This window comes from Pseudomonas sp. M5A4_2d (assembly GCF_053345295.1).
The window spans coordinates 622,171-642,540 of the sequence record NZ_JBKEZW010000001.1; the positions used below are offsets into that span (position 1 = coordinate 622,171).

Annotated in this window: 21 protein-coding genes; 13 read left to right on the forward strand and 8 right to left on the reverse strand. The window is 59.1% G+C overall.

All coding sequences use genetic code 11. The annotated features are described in order from the left end of the window. The first annotated feature begins 246 nt into the window (after positions 1 to 246). Positions 247 to 699: a hypothetical protein gene (locus ACLBW8_RS02850; RefSeq protein WP_407016855.1), complete on the forward strand. Its 453-nt coding sequence runs from the start codon at positions 247 to 249 to the stop codon at positions 697 to 699. A 685-nt stretch (positions 700 to 1,384) separates the two neighbouring features. Here the strand turns inward: ACLBW8_RS02850 and ACLBW8_RS02855 are convergent. After that, entirely contained in the window at positions 1,385 to 1,969 is a 585-nt protein-coding gene (locus ACLBW8_RS02855; RefSeq protein WP_447804524.1) for a hypothetical protein, read from the reverse strand. A gap of 466 nt (positions 1,970 to 2,435) precedes the next feature. Here ACLBW8_RS02855 and ACLBW8_RS02860 point away from each other — a divergent pair, with 466 nt between their 5' ends. Continuing rightward, on the forward strand, positions 2,436 to 2,867 hold the full coding sequence (locus ACLBW8_RS02860; protein WP_064453310.1) for a tetratricopeptide repeat protein: 432 nt from the start codon (positions 2,436 to 2,438) through the stop codon (positions 2,865 to 2,867). A gap of 443 nt (positions 2,868 to 3,310) precedes the next feature. Here the strand turns inward: ACLBW8_RS02860 and ACLBW8_RS02865 are convergent, their stop codons facing one another. The 5 genes from ACLBW8_RS02865 to ACLBW8_RS02885 all read right to left on the reverse strand — a co-directional run bounded on the left by ACLBW8_RS02865 (position 3,311) and on the right by ACLBW8_RS02885 (position 7,176). Continuing rightward, positions 3,311 to 3,643, reverse strand: coding sequence for a DUF6124 family protein (locus tag ACLBW8_RS02865; protein WP_447804525.1), 333 nt, complete (start codon positions 3,641 to 3,643; stop codon positions 3,311 to 3,313). Positions 3,644 to 3,968: 325 nt separating this feature from the next. Further along, on the reverse strand, positions 3,969 to 5,219 hold the full coding sequence (locus ACLBW8_RS02870; RefSeq protein ID WP_447804526.1) for a flavin-containing monooxygenase: 1,251 nt from the start codon (positions 5,217 to 5,219) through the stop codon (positions 3,969 to 3,971). A 104-nt stretch (positions 5,220 to 5,323) separates the two neighbouring features. Continuing rightward, the gene (locus ACLBW8_RS02875; RefSeq protein WP_064453307.1) at positions 5,324 to 5,764 is read right to left on the reverse strand and encodes a type II 3-dehydroquinate dehydratase; all 441 of its coding nucleotides are present in this window, start codon (positions 5,762 to 5,764) and stop codon (positions 5,324 to 5,326) included. Between the two features lie 12 nt (positions 5,765 to 5,776). Beyond that, positions 5,777 to 6,757: an NAD(P)H-quinone oxidoreductase gene (locus ACLBW8_RS02880; RefSeq protein WP_447804527.1), complete on the reverse strand. Its 981-nt coding sequence runs from the start codon at positions 6,755 to 6,757 to the stop codon at positions 5,777 to 5,779. Further along, entirely contained in the window at positions 6,754 to 7,176 is a 423-nt protein-coding gene (locus tag ACLBW8_RS02885) for a RidA family protein (RefSeq protein ID WP_064453305.1), read from the reverse strand. The genes ACLBW8_RS02880 and ACLBW8_RS02885 overlap by 4 nt, the downstream gene beginning before the upstream one ends. Before the next feature lie 194 nt (positions 7,177 to 7,370). Here ACLBW8_RS02885 and ACLBW8_RS02890 point away from each other — a divergent pair, with 194 nt between their 5' ends. From ACLBW8_RS02890 to argE, 7 genes are all read left to right on the forward strand, one after another. Then, the gene (locus ACLBW8_RS02890) at positions 7,371 to 8,345 is read left to right on the forward strand and encodes a LysR family transcriptional regulator (RefSeq protein WP_447804528.1); all 975 of its coding nucleotides are present in this window, start codon (positions 7,371 to 7,373) and stop codon (positions 8,343 to 8,345) included. A 320-nt stretch (positions 8,346 to 8,665) separates the two neighbouring features. After that, positions 8,666 to 10,183: an amino acid ABC transporter permease/ATP-binding protein gene (locus ACLBW8_RS02895; protein WP_064454984.1), complete on the forward strand. Its 1,518-nt coding sequence runs from the start codon at positions 8,666 to 8,668 to the stop codon at positions 10,181 to 10,183. Positions 10,184 to 10,210: 27 nt separating this feature from the next. Beyond that, positions 10,211 to 11,083 carry a phytanoyl-CoA dioxygenase family protein gene (locus ACLBW8_RS02900; protein WP_262665637.1) on the forward strand — a complete coding sequence of 291 codons (873 nt, stop codon included), beginning with the start codon at positions 10,211 to 10,213 and terminating at the stop codon, positions 11,081 to 11,083. A 28-nt stretch (positions 11,084 to 11,111) separates the two neighbouring features. Continuing rightward, positions 11,112 to 11,942 carry an ABC transporter substrate-binding protein gene (locus ACLBW8_RS02905; RefSeq protein WP_064453302.1) on the forward strand — a complete coding sequence of 277 codons (831 nt, stop codon included), beginning with the start codon at positions 11,112 to 11,114 and terminating at the stop codon, positions 11,940 to 11,942. 50 nt (positions 11,943 to 11,992) lie between these two features. Beyond that, positions 11,993 to 12,724 (forward strand): class II aldolase and adducin N-terminal domain-containing protein, encoded by a 732-nt coding sequence (locus ACLBW8_RS02910; protein WP_064453301.1) that lies wholly within the window; start codon positions 11,993 to 11,995, stop codon positions 12,722 to 12,724. A 9-nt stretch (positions 12,725 to 12,733) separates the two neighbouring features. Then, complete coding sequence (locus ACLBW8_RS02915; protein WP_447804529.1) at positions 12,734 to 13,411, forward strand: DUF1028 domain-containing protein; 678 nt, start codon at positions 12,734 to 12,736, stop codon at positions 13,409 to 13,411. Further along, positions 13,408 to 14,559 carry an acetylornithine deacetylase gene (gene argE / locus ACLBW8_RS02920; RefSeq protein ID WP_447804530.1) on the forward strand — a complete coding sequence of 384 codons (1,152 nt, stop codon included), beginning with the start codon at positions 13,408 to 13,410 and terminating at the stop codon, positions 14,557 to 14,559. Before ACLBW8_RS02915 ends, argE begins: the two co-directional genes overlap by 4 nt. A gap of 159 nt (positions 14,560 to 14,718) precedes the next feature. Here the strand turns inward: argE and ACLBW8_RS02925 are convergent, their stop codons facing one another. Beyond that, the gene (locus ACLBW8_RS02925; protein ID WP_064453298.1) at positions 14,719 to 15,957 is read right to left on the reverse strand and encodes an acyl-CoA dehydrogenase family protein; all 1,239 of its coding nucleotides are present in this window, start codon (positions 15,955 to 15,957) and stop codon (positions 14,719 to 14,721) included. A 271-nt stretch (positions 15,958 to 16,228) separates the two neighbouring features. On the opposite strand from ACLBW8_RS02925, the gene ACLBW8_RS02930 reads away from it, so the two are divergent. The 4 genes from ACLBW8_RS02930 (at position 16,229) to ACLBW8_RS02945 (ending at position 19,054) form a co-directional block, all read left to right on the forward strand. Next, the gene (locus ACLBW8_RS02930) at positions 16,229 to 17,152 is read left to right on the forward strand and encodes an ABC transporter substrate-binding protein (protein WP_447804531.1); all 924 of its coding nucleotides are present in this window, start codon (positions 16,229 to 16,231) and stop codon (positions 17,150 to 17,152) included. A gap of 137 nt (positions 17,153 to 17,289) precedes the next feature. Further along, positions 17,290 to 17,592, forward strand: coding sequence for a type II toxin-antitoxin system RelE/ParE family toxin (locus ACLBW8_RS02935; RefSeq protein ID WP_447804532.1), 303 nt, complete (start codon positions 17,290 to 17,292; stop codon positions 17,590 to 17,592). A 1-nt stretch (position 17,593) separates the two neighbouring features. After that, the gene (locus tag ACLBW8_RS02940) at positions 17,594 to 17,968 is read left to right on the forward strand and encodes an addiction module antidote protein (RefSeq protein ID WP_064453295.1); all 375 of its coding nucleotides are present in this window, start codon (positions 17,594 to 17,596) and stop codon (positions 17,966 to 17,968) included. Positions 17,969 to 18,103: 135 nt separating this feature from the next. Next, positions 18,104 to 19,054: a DHH family phosphoesterase gene (locus ACLBW8_RS02945; protein ID WP_447804533.1), complete on the forward strand. Its 951-nt coding sequence runs from the start codon at positions 18,104 to 18,106 to the stop codon at positions 19,052 to 19,054. On the opposite strand, the gene gudD is transcribed toward ACLBW8_RS02945, so the two are convergent. Then, on the reverse strand, positions 19,023 to 20,357 hold the full coding sequence (gene gudD, locus ACLBW8_RS02950; RefSeq protein ID WP_447804534.1) for a glucarate dehydratase: 1,335 nt from the start codon (positions 20,355 to 20,357) through the stop codon (positions 19,023 to 19,025). The two genes, ACLBW8_RS02945 and gudD, sit on opposite strands and share 32 nt — an antisense overlap. Positions 20,358 to 20,370: the final 13 nt, after the last annotated feature.

Genomic DNA, 20,370 nt, shown 5'->3' on the forward strand with positions numbered 1-20,370 from the left:
GAAATCATAGCAAGAGTTCGCGAAGGCGTTTTTACACACTCTGGGCCAGAAGCAGACAGTGGACAGTCCACCAATGCATCAGTAATGATACACCCATCAATGTCGCGCTCCTACGTTGTACTGTCGCGCTTACAAAATCACCCTTTAGGCTGATCATGAGTTAATGTGCCGCTATGGAAAGTTATACGACATACATTCAGCAAATCTGCGACAGTGATGTCGCCTAATAAATACTTAGGAGCAACCATGAAACTTATTTTGGCATTCACAACTTTATTATTTATATTAGCAGGATGTGCTGCAACTGGGAGCCAGTCGCCACAGCAAGCCGCACAATCTGCGGCAATTTTATTTGATCAGCAAAAATTCAATTTAGTTTGGGTTCCCTCAGCGAATAACGGTATCTCCGGAGCTATGGCATCCGCCCTTATCGGAAGTGTAGGTTTAGACTCTCCAATTGTTTCAAGCATTTACCAAATAATTGCCCCTGCAAGCAAAGCTGATGTTCGTGTCGCCATCTCAGGAACTAATAGTTCTTTTGCAGCTAACTCAGCTATTGCAGCTTTAAGTAACACATCAACTATGCTTCCTAAATTACAACTTGCATTTATCGGCTCGAAATCAGACGCCGAGGCCGTTCGCTCGGTAGTTGAAGCTAAAGGCGGTAAATTCTTACACTCCACACCAAATGGCTCCTAGATAGCGACAAGTGCCGCTGGCTTGAACGGCGACAGTCGGCCATAGCTGTCGGTCGTGATAGGCAGAAATCGGCCAATAGCAGTCATTGCTTAGGCGCTGAATCGGACGCTGTAGACGCCTGAAGTAATAAGGGTTCGAGCCTCTCCTTCACCGCCACATTCCGAAAGCGCAAACCAATGATTTTCCTATAGAAAATCGGGAGATTGTGGTTTTTTACGTTCTAAAAATAGCGCCATGGGACCACCATGGGACTGGCGCTCCATCTTGGTGCGAAAAATAGAGCAAGTAATTCAGTGTGCAGGGCGTTTTACCTTGCTCCCGGCGGTCCCGCCCAGAGTGTGGCTATCTTCGGCTAAAAGTGGCTTCTATAGGAGGTCTTCGAACTATACGCCTATGCCTTCAGTTGCTGACGCAGAGTATCGATTTCATGTATTGGATTGGCACACAGATAGTACATACCAACGGTAATATATTCCGCCAGCACTAGGGGACGTAGTCAATGAGGATGAGGTAGGCGGAGTGGGATTGCCATATCAGGCTGACTGAATGTAGTTCATGTCCAAAAAGGCCCCCAAGCTTAGCTTAAGTTTGAGAGCCAATTGAACATAGGCGGTATTTCATCTGGTTGTAATTAAGAACAGAAGTCGACCCCGTGAGAGAATTTTATGATTTGACTTCTGGACAGTTAGTTTTGCTTGTGGCCACGGGTGTTGAGTAGTGTTCCAGACTTGTCAAATACAAAAGCTAAGGTTGTAGTGGGGTCAAGTTTATAAAGGTATACGTAGCGACCATCCGGATTGTAGTTTTCATGATAAGGCGAGCCCAGGCAGCTTTGAACTTCTTGAGATGTTGATTCGCCTACCTTGTAGTCACCAATGGTTTTTGGGCAATTTCCAGAAGGCGTAGGGTTTGGTTGGTTCAATCTTTTGATTTGAAAAACTGTCCCGCCCGCGCCAGTCTCTTTAAACGTTATTACAAACTTTGCGTCTGCGCCTGGTGAGGTAATAATCCACATTTCTCTCCATACGCTGACGCCGGGATCCCCAACAGGCTGCTGAATTACGGTTTTCAGTATATTGGTTTCCGGCGTGATCTCAGAACCGCCTAATATTTTTTTCAATCCTACGTTGGTATCAGATGTAAGTTTCTCATTAGCTAGCGTTCCCTCGCTAACATTCATTCTGTTTTTTGGTGCCGGTTCTATGCCGCCAGGAGACTGGCAGCCAGATAGTACTAGGGAAAAAATGACCGCAATAAACTTTATATTCATCAATTCACTCCTTGAATGAAATTCGCAAAGCAGATAGTCAGAAAACATTACTTCTGATTAAACGGCATGCCTTGCTGCCCTTTTGGTTCGAAAGTGGCTAGATAAAGATATCTATTTGCCATCATTGTGTCCACTGGCCTTCCTTATCGTTAGCGGGTCCTCACGAACGGCAACATTGGGTCGACTGCTGCCGGTCATGAGCGAAAAGCATCAGCCTTTTCGGTGATGGATTGGAACTGCTAATCCTGTAGGCCACGTACTACTTACCCGACAGAGCCGACCCGATAGCTGCGTACCAATTTTGTACCGACATGAGTCCATGCAGCGACGCCCTGCCCCTCACGACAGGCGGCCATCGGCCGTTAGCTGGCCTATATATCGTCGTGATCTTTACGATTGTTTATCGCCCAGCTGGGTTGCAAAATCGGCGGCTCACGCGGTTGAACCTTATAGACAGGGAGATCAGATGGAAACTTTCGAATTGGATGACTTGACCCATGAGCAGATCAAGGCGTTTTGCCAATTGGGTGATGAACATCTGGAAGGCGGTGATTTCAAGGCTGCCATCGGTCAGTACAACCTAGCGTGGGAGTTGATTCCAGAACCCAAAAATAACTGGGAAGCGGCGACATGGGTGCTTGCCGCTATCGGCGATGCCTGTTTTCAGGGAGGATTCTTTACCTCCGCAAAAGAGGCCCTTGAGTATGCGATGACTTGTCCCGATGCAGTCGGCAATCCATTTTTGCATTTGCGTTTGGGCCAAGCACTTTACGAGAAAGAGGAAACTGATCGAGCCGCCGATGAACTTATGCGAGCATACATGGCGGCTGGAGATGAGATTTTTGACAACGACGACCCCAAGTATTTCGCGTTCCTAAAAACGCGGGCCGTGATTTAAAAAACGGAATAGCCGCTAACAAAAGCTCGACGGCGGCAGTAATTGGCCGAGGCTGTGTAAAAACGTTTTTGAGCGCGCCAAGTGCTCAAAACCGGACTGGAAATCGCGTTTCTAAGCGAAATCCACATCTGCAGACGTGCCGATAAATTTCAGATTTAACGTAGACGCGCACACTTCAATTTTGGCGAAGCGTTTTTACACACTCTGGGCCGGTTGCTGCCGTTCGCGACCGGCAACTCTTGGCCAACATCGACTTTTCACCGCCATAAATGAATGACCCAATACAGTCCTGTTTTTTCATGTCTTTCACCCCGCGACTGTCAGCAGGGCATGTGTATTAGACGCCCTCGGACACTAACCCAGTAAAGCCACAAAAAAGCGCCGATTCGTCATCAAGGGCATTGCGACGAATCGGCGATTTTTCGGGTCGTGCTGTTGAACGCTTAGCCGCCTGTTACAGCGGCCTCGCGCTCCATCAGTCTATCGATCAATAAAACCCCCAATTCACTCAACTGGTGAATCGCCAGCGCCACATCGCGCTGTTTCCCGGTCAAGTCCTCCGACAGGTCGAGCAGCAAGGCGGTGACGGAGGAAAAGGTTTCATAGCTGTTGGTGATCAGGGTTTCGCTGCTGGCGTCGACGGCAACGCTGAATAAACTCGGCGATGATGACGGTGGGGCGGTTTCTGGATTGAGATAGCGATCAATCGCACGATGCGCAGCCTGATTGAGTTTCAGGTCCGGTTCGTTCGGAGGGTTGGGCGTAACTTTGAACATGGTGTAATTCCTGAATGAGGCCGACACCCTTTCGCTACTACACAAAGAGGGTGGCAGCTGTACGCAGGTTAGTAGACCGGGGAATTACACAAAGCCGGCGCACCCGAAGGCGCCCTACGCACAGCCACCATCAGGCACAGACAGGAACGTCTGATAGATGAAGCTCATGCACTAAGTGTAATTGACCCAAGGGCTACTAAACCCGATCGCTGAGTGTTCAGCGACCGAGCAACCTTAGAGACGCCCACTCAAGCGCACAAGCCGGCGGATTCTGACGCAAGCGTAGGCAAGGGAGCAAGGCGCTGTCGCCTCGGACTTTGCTGTTTCAGGGCTTGTTGTAGGACATGTACTCATTCTGCAAAACAATATGATCGGCCACGTACTTCGCATCGTGCCAAACCCCATAGATAAACGACGACGCGCGGTTCACCAGGTTCGGCAGGCCGAGGAAGTAAATCCCGCTTTGTGCCGAGATCCCGCGCTTGTGGAACGGCTCGCCTTTTTCGTCAAACGCATCGACCTTCAACCAGCTGAAATCGAACGTGAAGCCGGTGGCCCAGAGAATGGTGGTCACGCCCGCTGCGGCCAGGTCCAGGCTGAGGATAGGGTTAACCAGGCACTCCGGGTCTGGCAGCAGTTCCCAGGCGTCGGGTTCGAGGGGGAACGGTAAACCGTTGGCTTCGATATAGGCGTCGGCGTCGCGCAGTACATCAAAGTAGGCGCGGTCGCCTTCGGCCACGTTGTCGGCCAGGCCCGGTGCAAAGGTCATCACGCCGTCGTCCCAGCTGCGAGTCACGCCTACCAGGTTGATGCCTTGGTGTGCCAGGCGGCGGAAGTCGACGGTCTTACCGCCTTCGTAGCCGCTGACGGCAAAGGCCACGTGCTTTTTCTTCGGCTGTATTTTGACTTCGTCCCACAAGCCCAGGGCGCCAAGCCACCAGCAATAGTCACGGCTGCGGTAGGCGCGGGGCGGGCGGTAGTGTTCGCCCACGGAGAGGTACACGGTCTTGCCGGCCTTTTGCAGTTCTTCGGCGATTTGCGAACCGGAGGCGCCGGCGCCTACAACCAGTACCGCGCCTTCGGGCAACTGAGCAGGATTTTTGTAGGAGGATGAATGCAGTTGATGCAACGGCGCAGTGGCGGGAACGATAGTCGGCATCGACGGGCGTTGGAACGGGCCGGTGGCGGCCACGACATTATTGGCCTCGATCACGCCTGCGGAGGTGGTGACTTTGAAGCCGGGGCGGCCCACGTGGCGTTCCACTTGCTGGACTTCCACACCGGTGCGCACGGGGGCCTGCAATTTTTGAACGTAGGCTTCGAAGTAGTCGGCCATGCGCTCTTTGGGCGGGAAGGCTTCGGGGCAGATGCCTTCGAATTTCAGCCCCGGAAAGCGGTCGTGCCAGGCCGGGCCGTTGGCGACCAGCGAATCCCAACGCTCCGAGCGCCAACGTTCGGCGATGCGGTGGCGCTCCAGCACGATGTGGGGCACGCCCATCAGGGACAGGTGTTCGCTCATGGCGACGCCGGCCTGGCCTGCGCCGACTACCAGGGTGTTGATTGTTTCGACGGTCATTGGCGTTTCCTGAGAGTAAGGGGTTGTCTGTAACACCGAAGATCCAGTGTGGGAGCAGGCAAGCCATCTCCCACATTCGAGTGGCTGTGTTTTCGAGCCTGTATTTAAGGTTTGAGCAACGCGGCCACCGCCGTCAGTGCTAGTTCATAACCCAACGCTCCCAACCCGGCGATCACGCCGGTGGCGGCCTTGGACACGTAGGAGTGATGCCTGAAGCTCTCGCGCTTCCAGATGTTGCTCATGTGCGCTTCGATGATCGGGCCGTCGAACGCCAGCAGTGCGTCGAGGATCGGCACGGAGCTGTAGGTGAGCCCGGCGGCGTTGATCACGATGGCGTCGGCGTTCAGTCGGGCCTCTTGAATCCAGTCCACCAGCACGCCTTCGTGGTTGCTTTGGCGAAAGTCCAGGGCCAGGCCGAGCCCGGCGGCGTGGTGCTGGCAGCGGGCTTCGATGCTGGCGAAACTCTCGCTGCCGTAGGTGCCGTTTTTATCCAGCCCGTAGAGGTTGGCGTTGGGCCCATTGAGGAAAAACACGCGGTGGGGCATGGGGCTCTCCCGTTATTTAGCGACGGTCAGCAGGACTTTGCCGACGTTGGCGTTGGCTTCCAGCAGTTGGTGGGCCTCGGCTGCTTGAAGCAGCGGTAGCTGCGCGTGGATCTGCGGGCGCACCGCACCGCAAGCCAGCCAGGGTAAAAAGCGCGAGCGGATGCACACCGCCAACCGGGCTTTTTCGGCGTGGCTTTTGGGGCGCAAGGTGGAGGAGGTGAGGCTGAGGTTTTTGCGCATCAGCACCTGCAAGTCCAACTCGATGTGGGCGCCCTGCAGGAACGCCAGGCTGACGTGTCGCCCGCCCATTGCCAGGGCGGCGAGGTTGCGCGCGACGTAAGCGCCGCCGACGTTATCCAGCACCACGTCCACGCCACGCCCTTCGGTGAGGTGGTTCACCACGTCGACGAAGTCTTCGCTGTGACGGTCCACCGCTCGCCACACGCCCAGCGTTTGCAGCATCGCGACTTTCTGCGGGCCGCCCGCGGTGGCGATCACCCGTGCGCCGGCCGCCTGTGCACACTGCACGGCAAAACTGCCGACGCCACTGGCGGCGCCGTGGATCAACAGCGTGTCGCCCGTGCGCAAGCGGCCCAGTTCAAACAGGTTGTGCCACACGGTAAAGGCTGCTTCCGGCACCCCGGCGGCGTGTTGCAGCGATAATCCCGCCGGTACCGGCAGGCAATGCGCCGCGTGGGCCAGGCAATACTCGGCGTAGCCACCGCCGTTAAGCAACGCCATCACGGCGTCGCCGGGTGCGAACTCGTCCACACCGCTGCCCACCGCAACCACGGTGCCCGCCGCTTCCAGGCCGAGCACATCGGTGGCGCCAGGGGGAATCGGCGCGCCGCTGCGTTGCATCAGGTCCGGGCGATTCACGCCAGCGGCCGCCACGCGAATCAGCACCTCGCCTGCCTGGGGCGTCGGCACCGGGCGCTCTACCAGGTGCAACACATCAGGCCCGCCCGGCTCGCGGGCAATCACCGCTTTCATACGGTCCAGTCATCCGGCACGACGGCGATCACATCGATTTCCATCAACCATTCCGGCTGGCCCAGGCCGGAAATCACCAGGCCGGTAGAGATCGGGAACACGCCTTTGAGCCATTTACCCACCTCCTGATACACCGGCTCGCGATAACGCGGGTCGATCAGGTAGGTGGTGGTTTTCACGATATGCGACAGGTCGGAGCCCGCCTCTTCAAGCAGTTGCTTGACGTTTTTCATCGCCTGTTCGGCCTGGGCGCGTGGGTCGCCGAGGCCGACCAGGTTGCCGTCGAAATCGGTGCCAATCTGGCCGCGCACATAGACGGTGTTGCCGGCGCGCACGGCCTGGCACAGGTCGTTGTCCAGCGCCTGGTTGGGGTAGGTCTGTCGGGTGTTGAACATGCGGATGCGGGTGTGGGTGGGCATGGCGGGCTACTCATCGCAAGCGGGATGAAACAAGCTTCACATCGCCCTCGTTCTCGCGAAACCAGCATTTGCGCGGGGTAGTGCTTAGGAAAAACCGAAGCCTGTGCCCCTCATCGGCACAGCGCAGGGCCGGCGATGACCCGGCACGAACCCTGCAACGCGACCCACACAGTCATTGTTGAGGGGCAGGCGTAATGCTCAGTCGTATTACTCAGCGTCAACTGGAGTATTTTGTGGCGTCGGGAGAGGCAGGCAGCATCAGTGCTGCGGCTGAACGCATTCACGTGTCATCGCCTTCCATCTCGGCGGCCATCACCCATATGGAGGCCGAGCTGGGCATTCAGCTGTTTATTCGGCACCACGCGCAGGGCATTTCCCTCACGGCGGTGGGGCGCCAGGTGATGCAGGAGGCCAAGCTGATTCTGGAGCAGATGACCAACCTCTACACCATTGCCTCGGAGTCGTTGAACACCGTGCGCGGGCCGTTGCGGGTGGGCTGCCTGGAGTCGCTGGCGCCGATGATCACGCCGGAATTGGTGTTCGGGTTTGGCCGCGCGTTTCCAGGTGTGCGGCTGACCCAGACCGAAGGCAACCATGAGGAACTGCTGGAAAAACTGCGCAGCGGCGAGCTGGATATCGCCCTGACCTACGACCTGGTGACCAGCCCGGATATCGACTTCCAACCCCTGGCGCACCTGCCGCCGTATGTGATGGTCGGCGAGTATCACCCGCTGGCGAACCTGCCTGCGGTGAGCATGCAGGACCTTGAGGCGTACCCGGTGGTGCTGCTCGACACGCCGTGGAGCCGCGACTATTTCCTCAGCCTGTTCATGCAGGCGGGCACCACGCCGAACATCATCATGCGCTCCACCAACCTCGAAACGGTGCGTGCGATGGTGGGCAATGGCATTGGCTACTCCTTCGCCAATGCACGGCCCAAATCGAACATGTCGCAGGATGGCAAGCGCGTGATTCGCCTGCGCCTGGCCGGCGCCCATCGGCCGATGCGGCTGGGCTACGCCACGGCGAGCAACACTCAGCTGTCGCGCGTGGTGTCGGCGTTTGCCGAGCGCTGCCGGATGTTTGTGTCCGACCAGTACATCCCCGGCATGGCCCCGCCGAGCTTTTTTGACCCGCATGCGGTGCGGGTGCTGAGTGGTGTGAGCTGAGCTTGCACCAAAAGGTGGCGGGTTCGGTGTGGCGCATCAAGGCGTGCACTGTTTCGGTCAGGACGTAAAGCTTCCAGCACCACCTGTTCAGTGTGGGAGCGGGCTTGCCTGCGAGACAGGCACCGCGGTGTGGCAGGTCCACCCAGGTGATGCCATCGCAGGCAAGCCAGCTCCCACATTGGAATTTCAGTGTTTCCTGGCTGCATAGGTTCTGCCTACCCAGTGGGCCGGGTTTTACGAATTGACCCCAAGTGCCTCCCGCCACGACTCTCATCCCATCGATGCAGATCAACTTCTTTTTTGTTCAGGGCACCGCGACGATGACATTCGACTGGAACTACATGTTTGGTTTGCTCGGCGACGCCGAGTTCTGGCGAGCCACATGGACGGTGATCAAACTCAGCACCCTGACCTGGCTCTTGAGCATTGCCCTGGGCTTTCTGCTGGCGCTGGCCAAGCAATCCAAACAGCCGCTGCTCAGCCTGCCGGCCCGTGGCTATATCTGGTTGTTCCGCAGCTTGCCGCTGCTGGTGCTGCTGATCTTTATCTACAACTTGCCCCAGGCGCTGCCGGGCACGTCGGCGGTGCTGGCCGACCCGTTCTGGTCCGGCCTGTTGGCGCTGGTGATTTGCGAAACGGCCTATGTGGCCGAGATCCATCGCGGCGGTTTGCTCTCAATTCCCAAAGGGCAGGGCGAAGCGGCGCGCGCACTGGGCTTGAAGTTCTTCGGCACCCAGTGGCGCGTGGTCATTCCCCAGGCCTTGCGCGTGGCGTTGCCGTCGCTGGCCAACGAATACATCTCGATCGTCAAGCTCACCTCGCTGGTGTCGGTGATCTCGCTGACCGAAATCCTGATGGTCGGCCAGCGCCTGTATTCGCAGAACTTCCTGGTGATCGAAACCATGGCGGCGGTGGCGTTCTTCTATGTGTTGATCGTCACCGTGTTCGATTTTTTGCTCAAGCGCCTGGAGCGCTTTCTCGACGTCAACCAACGCAACGTGTCCCGCGTGCCGGACGCGGCGGTGCTGGCCCTGGCCACGCAACAGCGCACGGCGTTGCAGCGCCCAGCGAGCACCGGTGCATCGGCGCTGCAAGCCACGCGGTTGCACAAGGCTTACAACGATATTGAAGTGCTGGGCTCGGTCAATTTGCAGATTCAGCCGGGTGAAGTGGTGTCGGTGATCGGGCCGTCCGGCTCAGGCAAGACCACGCTGATCCGCCTGCTCAATGGCCTTGAACAGCTGGACAACGGCGAGATCACGATCAACGGCCAGCCGTTCATACATCTCAACAAGGTCGGCGCGCAGAAACCGCAGTACGTCGAGCACGCCGAGCATCGCCTGAACATCGGCATGGTGTTCCAGAGCTTCAACCTGTTCCCGCATTTGAGTGTGCTCGACAACCTGCTGATGGCGCCGAAATACCATCGTCTCGGCCGTACTGACGCGCTCAAGCAACAGGCCTACGCGCTGTTGCACAAGGTGGGCATGCTCGACCACGCCTGGAAGTACCCGCACCAGTTGTCCGGCGGCCAGCAACAGCGCGTGGCCATCGCCCGCGCCTTGATGATGCGCCCGCAAATCATGCTGTTCGACGAGCCCACCTCGGCGCTCGACCCAGAAAAAGTCAACGAAGTGCTGCAGGTCATCGAAGCCCTGGCCGGGGAGGGCATCACCATGGTGATCGTCACTCACGAGATGAACTTCGCCTTCAAGGTTTCCGACCGCATCGTGTTCATGGAGAAGGGCCGTGTGGTGTGCGACGACACCCCGCAGGCTTTGCGCAGCGGCCACAACCCACGCGTGGAGGCGTTCCTCAAGGACGTCTCGCTGGCGTGATCTCTTTTACGTTCAGGACACAACAATATGATCGAGCAAGCTCAAATCGAACAGTTCCAGCGCGACGGATTCCTGGTGGTAGAAGGCGTGCTGTCGCTGGACGAAGTGGCCGCGCTGCAACACGACTTCGACCAGTGGGTGGAAGAGAGCCGCCGCCACGACCAGGGTTGGGGTGCCACGGTGGACGGGCGCGCACGCTTTGACCTGGAGGGTGACCACCGCCCGGATCACCCGTCGTTGCGCCGGGTGAGTTCGCCCACCGAGATTTCCCCGGTGTACGAGCGCGTGGCGTTGCACTCACGGATGGCGGCGATTTCTGCGCAGTTGATCGGCGCTGGCGGCGCGCGTTTTCATCACAGCAAAATCAATTCGAAACTGCCGCACACCGCGACCCAGGTGAAGTGGCACCAGGACTTTCTGTTCACGCCCCACAGCAACGACGACATCGTGACGGCCTTGCTGATGGTCAGTGAAGTGACCCCGCAAAACGGCCCTCTGAATGTGATCCCCGGCAGCCACAAAGGCCCGCTGTGGTCGCACTGGCAGAACCAGCGGTTCACCGGTTCGGTAGAGGATGCGGTGGTCGAAGAACATTGCCAGCAACCGGTCGCCTGTTACGGCCCGGCCGGCTCCGTTTGTTTCATGCACACGCGCCTGTTACATGCTTCGAGCCCTAACGAGACCGAACTGCCGCGCACTCTTTTTATCAGCGTATACGCCGCTGAAGACGCGCTGCCATTCGGTGAAAACCCGTTGCCCAGTGCACACGCCGGCGTGTTGGTGGCCGGTGAAGAAAGTGGCTTGGTGCGCTCCACGGACAACCATCTGCGCTTGCCGCAGAAACCCCGTGGCGCGTCCTTTTTCGTGCAACAGGCCGGCCAAGATTCCGCGACTGCCTAACCCCCTAAAACCCTTGCAGGTAATGACCATGACAGCGTCTAAAAAAAGTGTTCGCCCTCTTGCCGTGTGCCTGCTGGGCGCTGCGGTTGCACTGACCTCGTTGGCGGCTTCGGCGTTCCAGCAGGAAGGCAAGCTCATCGCCGGTTCCGATGTGACGTTTTTTCCCTATGAGTACATGGATAACAACAAGCCCGCAGGCTTTGATATCGAGTTCATGGACGGCCTGGGCAAGGTCATGGGCCGCAAGGTCGAGACCCTCGATACACGCTTTCCCAACCTGATCACCGGCCTGCAGGCCGGGCGGTTCGACCTGACCAACTCGTCGATGTACATCACTGCAGAGCGGGTCAAAGTCATCGACATGATCCCTTACCTGAAAAGCGGCGAGTCGATCCTCACCCTCAAGGACAGCGCCTTCCAGCCCAAGACTCCGGAAGAATTCTGCGGCCACAAGATCGGCTCCATGGGCGCCACTTCCTGGCTGGCGCAGATGAACAAATTGTCGGCTGATTATTGCGTGGCCAAGGGGTTGAAGCCGATTCAGATCAGCGAATACAGCACCGACCCGCAAACCACCCAGGCCTTGCTCGCACACGCCGTGGAAGCGCAGATCACCGACGCCGCCGTGGCCCGTGGTGTGGTCGACAAGCTGGGCAGCCGCGTGGTGATTTCTTCCGACACCCTGATCTACCCGGTGCTTAACGGCTTTGGCGTGAAGAAGGGCAATGACACGGTGAAGAAAGCCCTGCTCGACGGGCTGGAAAAATACCGCGCCACCCCGGAATACGCCGCCTTGCTCAAGAAGTACAACTTTGAGGCCCCGACCGACGCCGACATCGCAGCGCTGATGCCCCAGTAAGCCTATCGCGCGGCCGCAGCCCTGCGGTCGCGCCTTGCGGAGACCGATTTATGGCGTTATCCCTTGAAGAACAGACGCGCATCGACCTGGCGGCGACCTTTCGTATCATTGCGCATGTGGGCATGCACGAAGCGGTGGCCAACCACTTCAGCGCCGCCGTGTCGGCCGATGGCAAACAGTTTTTGCTCAACCCGAAGTGGAAGCACTTTTCGCGTATCCGCGCCAGTGACCTGTTGCTGTTGAACGCCGACGACCCCGCCAGCGCCGACCACCCGAATGTGGACGCCACCGCCTGGTCAATCCACGGGCAGATTCACCGCCTGTTGCCGCAAACCCGCGCGGTGTTGCACTTGCACCCGGTGTACACCACGGCAGTGGCCTGCCTGGCCACACCGCATGTGCCGCCGATCGACCAGAACACCGCGCGGTACTTCAACCGTGTGGCCGTAGACGAACTGTATGGCGGTATGGCGGACACCGAAGCCGAAGGCGCGCGCCTGGCCGGGTTGCTCGATGGCAAGCGTCGCTTGTTGATGGGGAACCACGGTGTGATGGTGACGGCGGCGTCCATCGGTGAAGCCTTTGACGACATCTGGACCCTGGAGCGCGCCTGCCAGATTTTGGTGACGGCGTGGTCCACCGGCCAGCCGCTGCGGGTGCTGTCGGATGAGGTGGCGGAAAAAACCGCGCGGGGCTGGGAAGGCATCGCGGATTTTTCGCAGCAGCACTTTGAAGAAATGAAGCAAATGATGATCGACGCCGATCCTTCGGTGCTCGACTGAGGGCTTTTTATGACGTTTTCCGTTGTGGCTCGCTGCGCCGAGACGGGCCAGTTGGGTATTGCGATCAGCTCTTCAAGCATTGCCGTTGGCGCGCGTTGCCCGTGGCTGCGCCCCGGTGTGGGCGCGGTGGCGTCGCAGAACATCACCTTGCCGAGCCTGGGCCCGCAGATCCTCGACGTGCTCGGGCAGGGCGTGGCGCCGAGTGAGGCGCTGGCAAAGGTGTTAGCCGGTCAGGCGCATAGCCAATATCGCCAGGTCACCGTGATTGATCATCAGGGCCGCACTGCACATTTCAGCGGCGCACAGACCCTCGGTATTCATGCGGCGCAGAGCGGTGAGCAGTGCGTGGCGGCGGGTAATATGCTGGCTGACGCCAGTGTGATCGAAGCCATGGTGCGTGCTTTCGAACGTGCGCCGGGGCAGCTTGCCGAGCGCTTGCTGGCCGCGCTGCACGCCGGGCAGGCCAGGGGCGGCGAGGCAGGCCCGGTGCATTCGGCCGCCTTGGTGGTGGTCGATGACCTGCTGTGGCCCGTCGTCAATTTGCGGGTGGACTGGGCCGATGAAGACCCGATCGGCGCCCTCGACCAACTCTGGCAGGCCTATCGCGGCCAACTGCAGGATTACATCGACCGCGCCATCAACCCGCAACACGCACCGGGCTATGCGGTGCCGGGAGATGACCGATGAGCAACAGCCGTGAGTTACTCGCGCAACTGGTGCGCTTTGATACCACCAGCCGTGAATCCAACCTGGCCTTGATCGACTTCGTGCGCACCTATTTGCAAGGCCACGGGGTGGCCTGTGAGCTGGTGTTCAACGCGCACAAGAGCAAGGCCAACCTGCTGGCGAGCATTGGCCCGGCCGGGCTGCCCGGCATTGTGTTGTCCGGCCATACGGATGTGGTGCCGGTGGATGGCCAGCGTTGGACGGTCGCGCCGTTTGACCTCACGGAACAGGACGGCAAGTTGTATGGCCGTGGCACCGCCGATATGAAGGGCTACATCGCGTGTGTACTGGCCAGCGTGCCGTCGCTGGTGCAAGCGCCGTTGCGGATGCCGGTGCATATCGCGCTGTCCTATGACGAAGAGGTCGGTTGCCTGGGCGTGCGTTCGTTGATCGAGAGGTTTCACGCGCAACCGGTCAAGCCGCTGCTGTGTGTGATCGGTGAGCCGACCGAACTCAAGCCGGTGCTCGGTCACAAGGGCAAGCTGGCGATGCGCTGCGAAGTGCATGGCGCGGCGTGCCATTCGGCCTATGCGCCGTCCGGTGTCAACGCCATCGAATACGCCGCCCAGTTGATCAGTGAACTGGTGCGGCTCGGTGAAACGCTCAAGGCGCCGCAGCAGCTTGACGGGCGATTTGACCCGCCATTTTCCACGGTTCAAACCGGTGTGATAAGCGGCGGCAAGGCGCTGAATATCGTCCCGCAAAATTGCACGTTTGATTTTGAAGTGCGCTCGCTGCCGGCCCAGGACCCCTGGCAAGTGGCGGACGCGTTACGCGGCTACGCTGAACACACCTTGTTGCCGGCAATGCAGGCCGTGAGCGAGCAGTGCGCGATCAGCTTCAGCGAACTGTCGAGCTACCCGGGCCTGGCCACTTCTGCCGAAAGCCAGGCGGCTGCCTGGGTTGCCGAGTTCTGTGGTTCGCCGGCGTACGGCACGGTGGCCTTCGGCACTGAAGGCGGGTTGTTTGATCAGGCCGGTATCCCGACGGTGGTGTGCGGGCCGGGCAGTATGGAGCAGGGGCACAAGCCGGATGAGTTCATCAGCCTGGAACAGTTGGCGGCGTGTGATCGGATGCTGGCGCGGGTGGTGGAGTTTGTGAGGCGGTGACACCGACACCTGTCCCAAGCCATGCGCGGGTAACCCTGTGGGAGCGGGCGTGCTCGCGAAGGCGTCGTGTCAGTCACCCACTCTATTGACTGGCCCACCGAATGCGCGAGCACGCCCGCTCCCGCCTTTGCCCGGTATTGTGGCTTCACCGGGCAATGCTCAGCCCTTGGCCACGCCCACTCGCCACTGCGCCGGTGGCAGCAAACCGTTCACCAGGTAATTACCCACAATCCGCGACTTGTACACCCGTGGATTGTGGTTCGCCAACGTGCGCGCATTGCGCCATAGCCGGTCCAGCGCCTTGTTGCTCGCCGTTGCACTGGCGCCCAGCGCGTCAAACAGCGCGGTGGTCGCCGCGAGTGTGGCATCCACCACTGGGTTGACTGCCAGGCACACCTCCAATTCCGCCAATGCCACGTGTGGGTCATCGTCATGCAACGGCTGCTCGTGGGCGATCACATACTGCGCGGTCTGCTCCAGGCGCTGCGCCGCTTGCTGGCTGATGGCTTGCGCGGCATACGCCTGGCTGGCGACTTCGCCGATCACTTGCAGCAGTTGCACGTCGTGCGCGGCGGTGTCGGCATTGCCGGTGGTGAAGGTCCGGGCGCGCTGGCTGAGTTCTTGCGCACCACTCAACGCAGCGCGGCGGGCGATGCCGGCGAGGGTGCTGAGGTGGTAGATCTGGAAGAAGGATTGGCCGTAGCCGAAGCGCTGGTGTGTGGGGCGCAGGTCGTCTTCCACCGGCGCATTGTCAAAGACGCATGTACCGCTGGCGGTGAGGCGTTGGCCGAAGCCGTTCCAGTCGTCGATGATCTGAACGCCAGGGGCTTTGAGGTCGACCACCACGCTGTACACCGTGCCGTCTTCGCCCGTGGCGATGGTGTTGATCAGGTCACTGTAGAGCGCGCCGGTGGTGTAGAACTTTTTGCCGCTGATGCGCAACGTGCCCTGTGCATCGCGGTGCAGGCGGGTGTCGAAATCGCCCCGGGTCTGGTTGCCGACTTCCGTGCTGCCGGGGGAGAGCAGCGCGCCCTGGCCGAGTCGGTGCAGCCATTTGGCGCGCCAGTCGAGGTCTTTGGCGCACAGTACGTCTTCGCAAAAACCAAAATGCCCGCGCAGGGCCTGGGTGATGTTGGAGTCGGCGGCGGATAACTCGGTGAGCAGCGCGAGCAGTTCAACCAGTGTCGCGTCCTGGCCGCCCTCACTCACGGGTAAGCGCCAACGGGGCAAGCCCAGTTTATTCAGCTGCTGGATAACGTTAGTCAGGCTGGCGCGGGTTTGATCAGCCTCGGCGGCTTGGGCAAGGATCTGCGCAAACAGTGGGCGAAACGGTGCGGCCAGTTGTTCGTAACGGGCGGAGGGCGCGCAGCCCCAGATATTCAAAGCGGGAGTCGACATGCAATGGACCTTGCAGAAAGGGATTCAGGCGCGGGGTCCAGTGGTCTGGTGGCGTCACCCTAACTCAGGGAGGGCAAAGTTTTTAATACGGAAAAAACCTATCGAGCTGCGCCGCAGTTCTATCGATAGTGCTCAACAGTATTAATCACTGCGCCTTTATTGCGTTAGCTTCTAGGGGCGCCACACTTGGCGACCGACCAAACCCTCCCTCATCACCAGACTGCATGCCCACAGATGGTTGAGTCAGCCATTAACCGTGTGGATGCCTTTCATGATCAATCGTCAAACAATGCTCGCCCTGCTGGGCCTGGCTTCGCTAACGCTGCACGGCCCTTCGGCGTGGGCGGCAGAGCCCCAGACCCTGACGGTGGGCGACCAGTTTTTCTCCAATCGCATCGTCCTGGAACTGTCGGGCGAGCTCAATGACTTGCCGTACAAAATCGACTTCAAGCGCTTTAACACCGGTTCGCCGGTGGCCTCGGCGGTTGCCAGTGGTGCGCTCGACGTGGGCATTGTCGGCGACACGCCGGTGATCAGCCTTGCCGCCAATGGGGCGCCGGTGAAAGTGGTGGCCAGCACCCAGACCAGTCTTGACGGTGTAGGCATCGTCGCGCGTAAAGGCATCCATTCGGTGGCCGACCTGAAAGGCAAAACCGTCGCGATCTGGAACGGCTCGTGGAGCCAGCAACTGGCCTATAAAGCGCTGGATGAAGCCGGCGTACCGCGCAACAGCGTGACCTTCAAATTCCTGTTGCCGGCCGAAGCCAGCCTGGCACTGACCCAAGGCGACATTGATGCCTTCGGCACCTGGGAACCCTATGTGTCGTTGCAAGAGAAAGAAGGCAGCACGCTTATCCGCAATGCCAAGGGCTTGATGAGCGCACCGACCTACATCGTTGCGTATGAACCGGCGCTGGCGCAAAAAAGCGCGATCATCAAAGACTTTGTCGCGCGCCTGACGCGTGCTCGGGTCTGGAGTAACACGCACGTTGATGAGTATGCCGAGGCGTGGTCGAAGGCCAACCAGTCCTCGCCGGACATTGCCAAGGTGTGGTTCAAGCGTGACGCGATCAAGGTGCTGCCGATCTCGCCGACGATTGTCAGCGAGGCCCAGGCCACGGCGGATTTCCTGGTGGATGCGCAGATGCTCAAACAGCGGTATGACGTGACGCCGTTGTTTGATCGGGCCCTTTAAACGCGAGGGAAACAAGCGCTAATAGTATTGACCGCCTGATGGCACGGGGGCTGGGCTAGGGTTTTTTATTCCGGTAAGCGCCGGGATAAAAAATCACTGGCATCAGCAAGGAGTAGCCAGTAGGCTACAGGTGAAACGTGACTAATTTGATCGGCAGGACGCCGGAGTTTGATACATGGCTCGACGGTATGAGGGATGTTTGGGGAAAAACTGCAATTCTGACCCGGCTGGATCGAGCCGAGGAAAACAATTTTGGCGATTGCGAACCCGTAGGCGATGGATTGAGTGAAATGCGTGTCTTCGTCGGGCCCGGCTACAGGGTGTACTTTGTGCGCACGGGAATCACCGCTTACCTGATGATGTGGGGAAGCGATAAAACCGATCAGAAGCGAGGAATCAAGCGGGCAAAAGAGATACTCGATGCCCTGAGAGGTCAATGAAATGAGCAAATCGACATTCAAACCCGAGGACATGCCGATCCTCGATCTCGACACATCAGGCACTCATGTCTATGAGGCTTCGCGCTTCCTGGACAGCCCCGAAATCATCAGTGCTTACCTGGCGCAAAGCCTTAAGTCCCAAGACCCGCAGATACTCATGAAGGCGCTCGCCGAAGTGGCCAAGGCCCAAGGCGTTAACAAGGTTGCCGAGGCGGCGGGGGTTAATCGGGAGAGTCTGTATAAAACCCTCAAGGGCGGCTCAAAAACGCGCTTTGAAACCATCAAGAAGCTGATGCTGGCGTTGGGCGTGGAGCTCACTGTGCAACCTGTTGCAACGAGCGCACTTAAAAAATTGCCACGGCAAAACGGGCAATAGCCAGCAAAAGGCAAGGGTCACCGTATCTTTCTGCCTGCCGTCATGTTCTTGTCACGCGCTCATGCGATTTTCCCTCACCCCCGAAAAAACAAAGCAACTGACTGCGCTTGAGCCGCACTTCAAGGAGATTCAATCATGAGGGTAGTGACCTCCGGCTCGGCCTATCTGGACATCGATGCGTACGCCTGCTGCATTGCGTACGCCGAACTGCTTAATCACCAGGGCATTGAGGCGCGTGCCGTGAGCAGCGCACCGTTGAATTTCAGTATTTGCAGGAGCGTGCTCGACTGGAACGCTTCGCTGGACGATTACCTGCCCATGGCCGGCGATGAGTTCGTGTTGGTGGACGTCTCCGACTACCATCACTTTGACCCGAGCGTGCTGCTCGATCAGGTGCGGGAAGTCATCGACCATCATCCCGGCTTTGAAATTCATTGGTCGCAAAAGCTTGGCGCGGGTGCCGATATCCGCCCAATCGGCGCAGCGGCGACGCTGGTCTTCCTGCGTTGGGAAAAATCCGGCCTGATGCCGCAGATCAGCCGACACAGCGCGGCATTGTTGGCCACGGCGATTCTGGACAATACCCTGAATTTCACCGGGAAAATGACCACAGCCCTGGATATCTGGGCATACGAGGTGCTCGCGCAGCGGGCGGGCTTGTCTGCAGACTGGCCGGTGCGCTATTTCAGCGAATGTCAGGCCGCGATCGAGGCCGACCTGCTGAACGCCCTGGCAGCCGATATGAAACAGATGAGTGCCACACGCAACTTGCCGTGGCTTATCGCGCAAATGACGGTGTGGGATGCACAGGCGTTGGTCCAGCGGCATCGCGCAGCCATTGAACAATGGCTGGCGGCGCAAGGTGAGGACTGGCTGTTGAACGCCATCAGCATTCGCGAGCGCAAAAGCTATTGGCTGGCAGGGCCGTTGCTCAGCCAGCAAAAGCTGAGTCTGCTGCTGTCGCTCAACTGGCAAGGTGCACAGGCGGTGCTGGGGCGCGCCATGCAGCGCAAGGAACTGGTGAAGCTGGCCTTGGCTGCCATGAACGAAGGGCTCAACGTACCAGGCAAGGCTGTTTGTTGTTGAAGACCCAGCCTGGAATCAAAAACTGCATCGCCACGCTGTCATTCCGAGCCCCAAGGCCCATGCCTTTGTACAGCTCATGGGCCTTGGCCACCGCGTCCATGTCGATCTCCACGCCCAGGCCGGGCTTGGCCGGTACCTTCACGTAGCCGCCCTCGATTTTCAGTGGCTCCCTGGTCAGGCGCTGGCCGTCCTGCCAGATCCAGTGAGTGTCGATGGCGGTGATGTCGCCCGGCGCCGCAGCCGCCACCTGGGTGAACATTGCCAGGGAAATATCGAAGTGGTTGTTGGAGTGCGAACCCCAGGTCAGGCCCCAGTCATTGCACATCTGCGCCACGCGCACCGAGCCTTGCATCGTCCAGAAGTGCGGGTCGGCGAGCGGAATATCCACCGATTGCAGCTGGATGGCGTGGCCCATTTCGCGCCAGTCGGTGGCGATCATGTTGGTCGCGGTTTTCAAACCCGTGGCACGGCGAAATTCAGCCATGACTTCGCGGCCCGAGTAGCCATTTTCTGCGCCGCACGGGTCTTCGGCGTAGGCGAGCACGTGGTGTTGATCGCGGCACAGGCGGATGGCTTCTTTCAATGACCACGCGCCGTTCGGGTCGAGGGTGATGCGTGCATCCGGGAAGCGTTCGGCCAGTGCCGTCACGGCTTCGATTTCTTCATCGCCGCTCAATACGCCGCCCTTGAGCTTGAAGTCGTTGAAGCCGTATTTTTCTTTGGCGGCTTCGGCCAGGCGCACCACCGCTTCGGCGGTCATGGCTTTTTCGTGACGCAAGCGAAACCACGCGTCATCCGCGTCGGCCTCGTTGCGGTAGGCCAGGTCGGTGGCGGTGCGATCACCCACGTAGAACAGGTAGCCAAGCATTTTTACCGCGTCGCGTTGCTGGCCTTCGCCGAGCAAGGCGGCCACCGGCACTTCGAGGAATTGACCCAGCAGGTCGAGCAAGGCGGCTTCCATGGCGGTGACGGCATGAATGGTGATGCGCAGGTCAAAGGTTTGCAGGCCACGGCCGGCGGCATCCCTTGAGGCAAAGGTGGTACGCATCTGGTTCAGGATGCGCTGGTACTGGCCGATGGGTTGGCCGATCACCAGGCTGCGCGCGTCTTCCAGCGTTTCGCGAATGCGCTCGCCACCGGGCACTTCACCGACACCGGTATTGCCGGAACTGTCTTTGAGAATCACGATATTGCGCGTAAAAAACGGCCCGTGTGCGCCGCTCAGGTTCAGCAGCATGCTGTCGTGGCCTGCCACCGGGATGACGTGGAAGTGGGTGACGACGGGTGATTTGGACGTGGTCATGGCAAATTCCTGA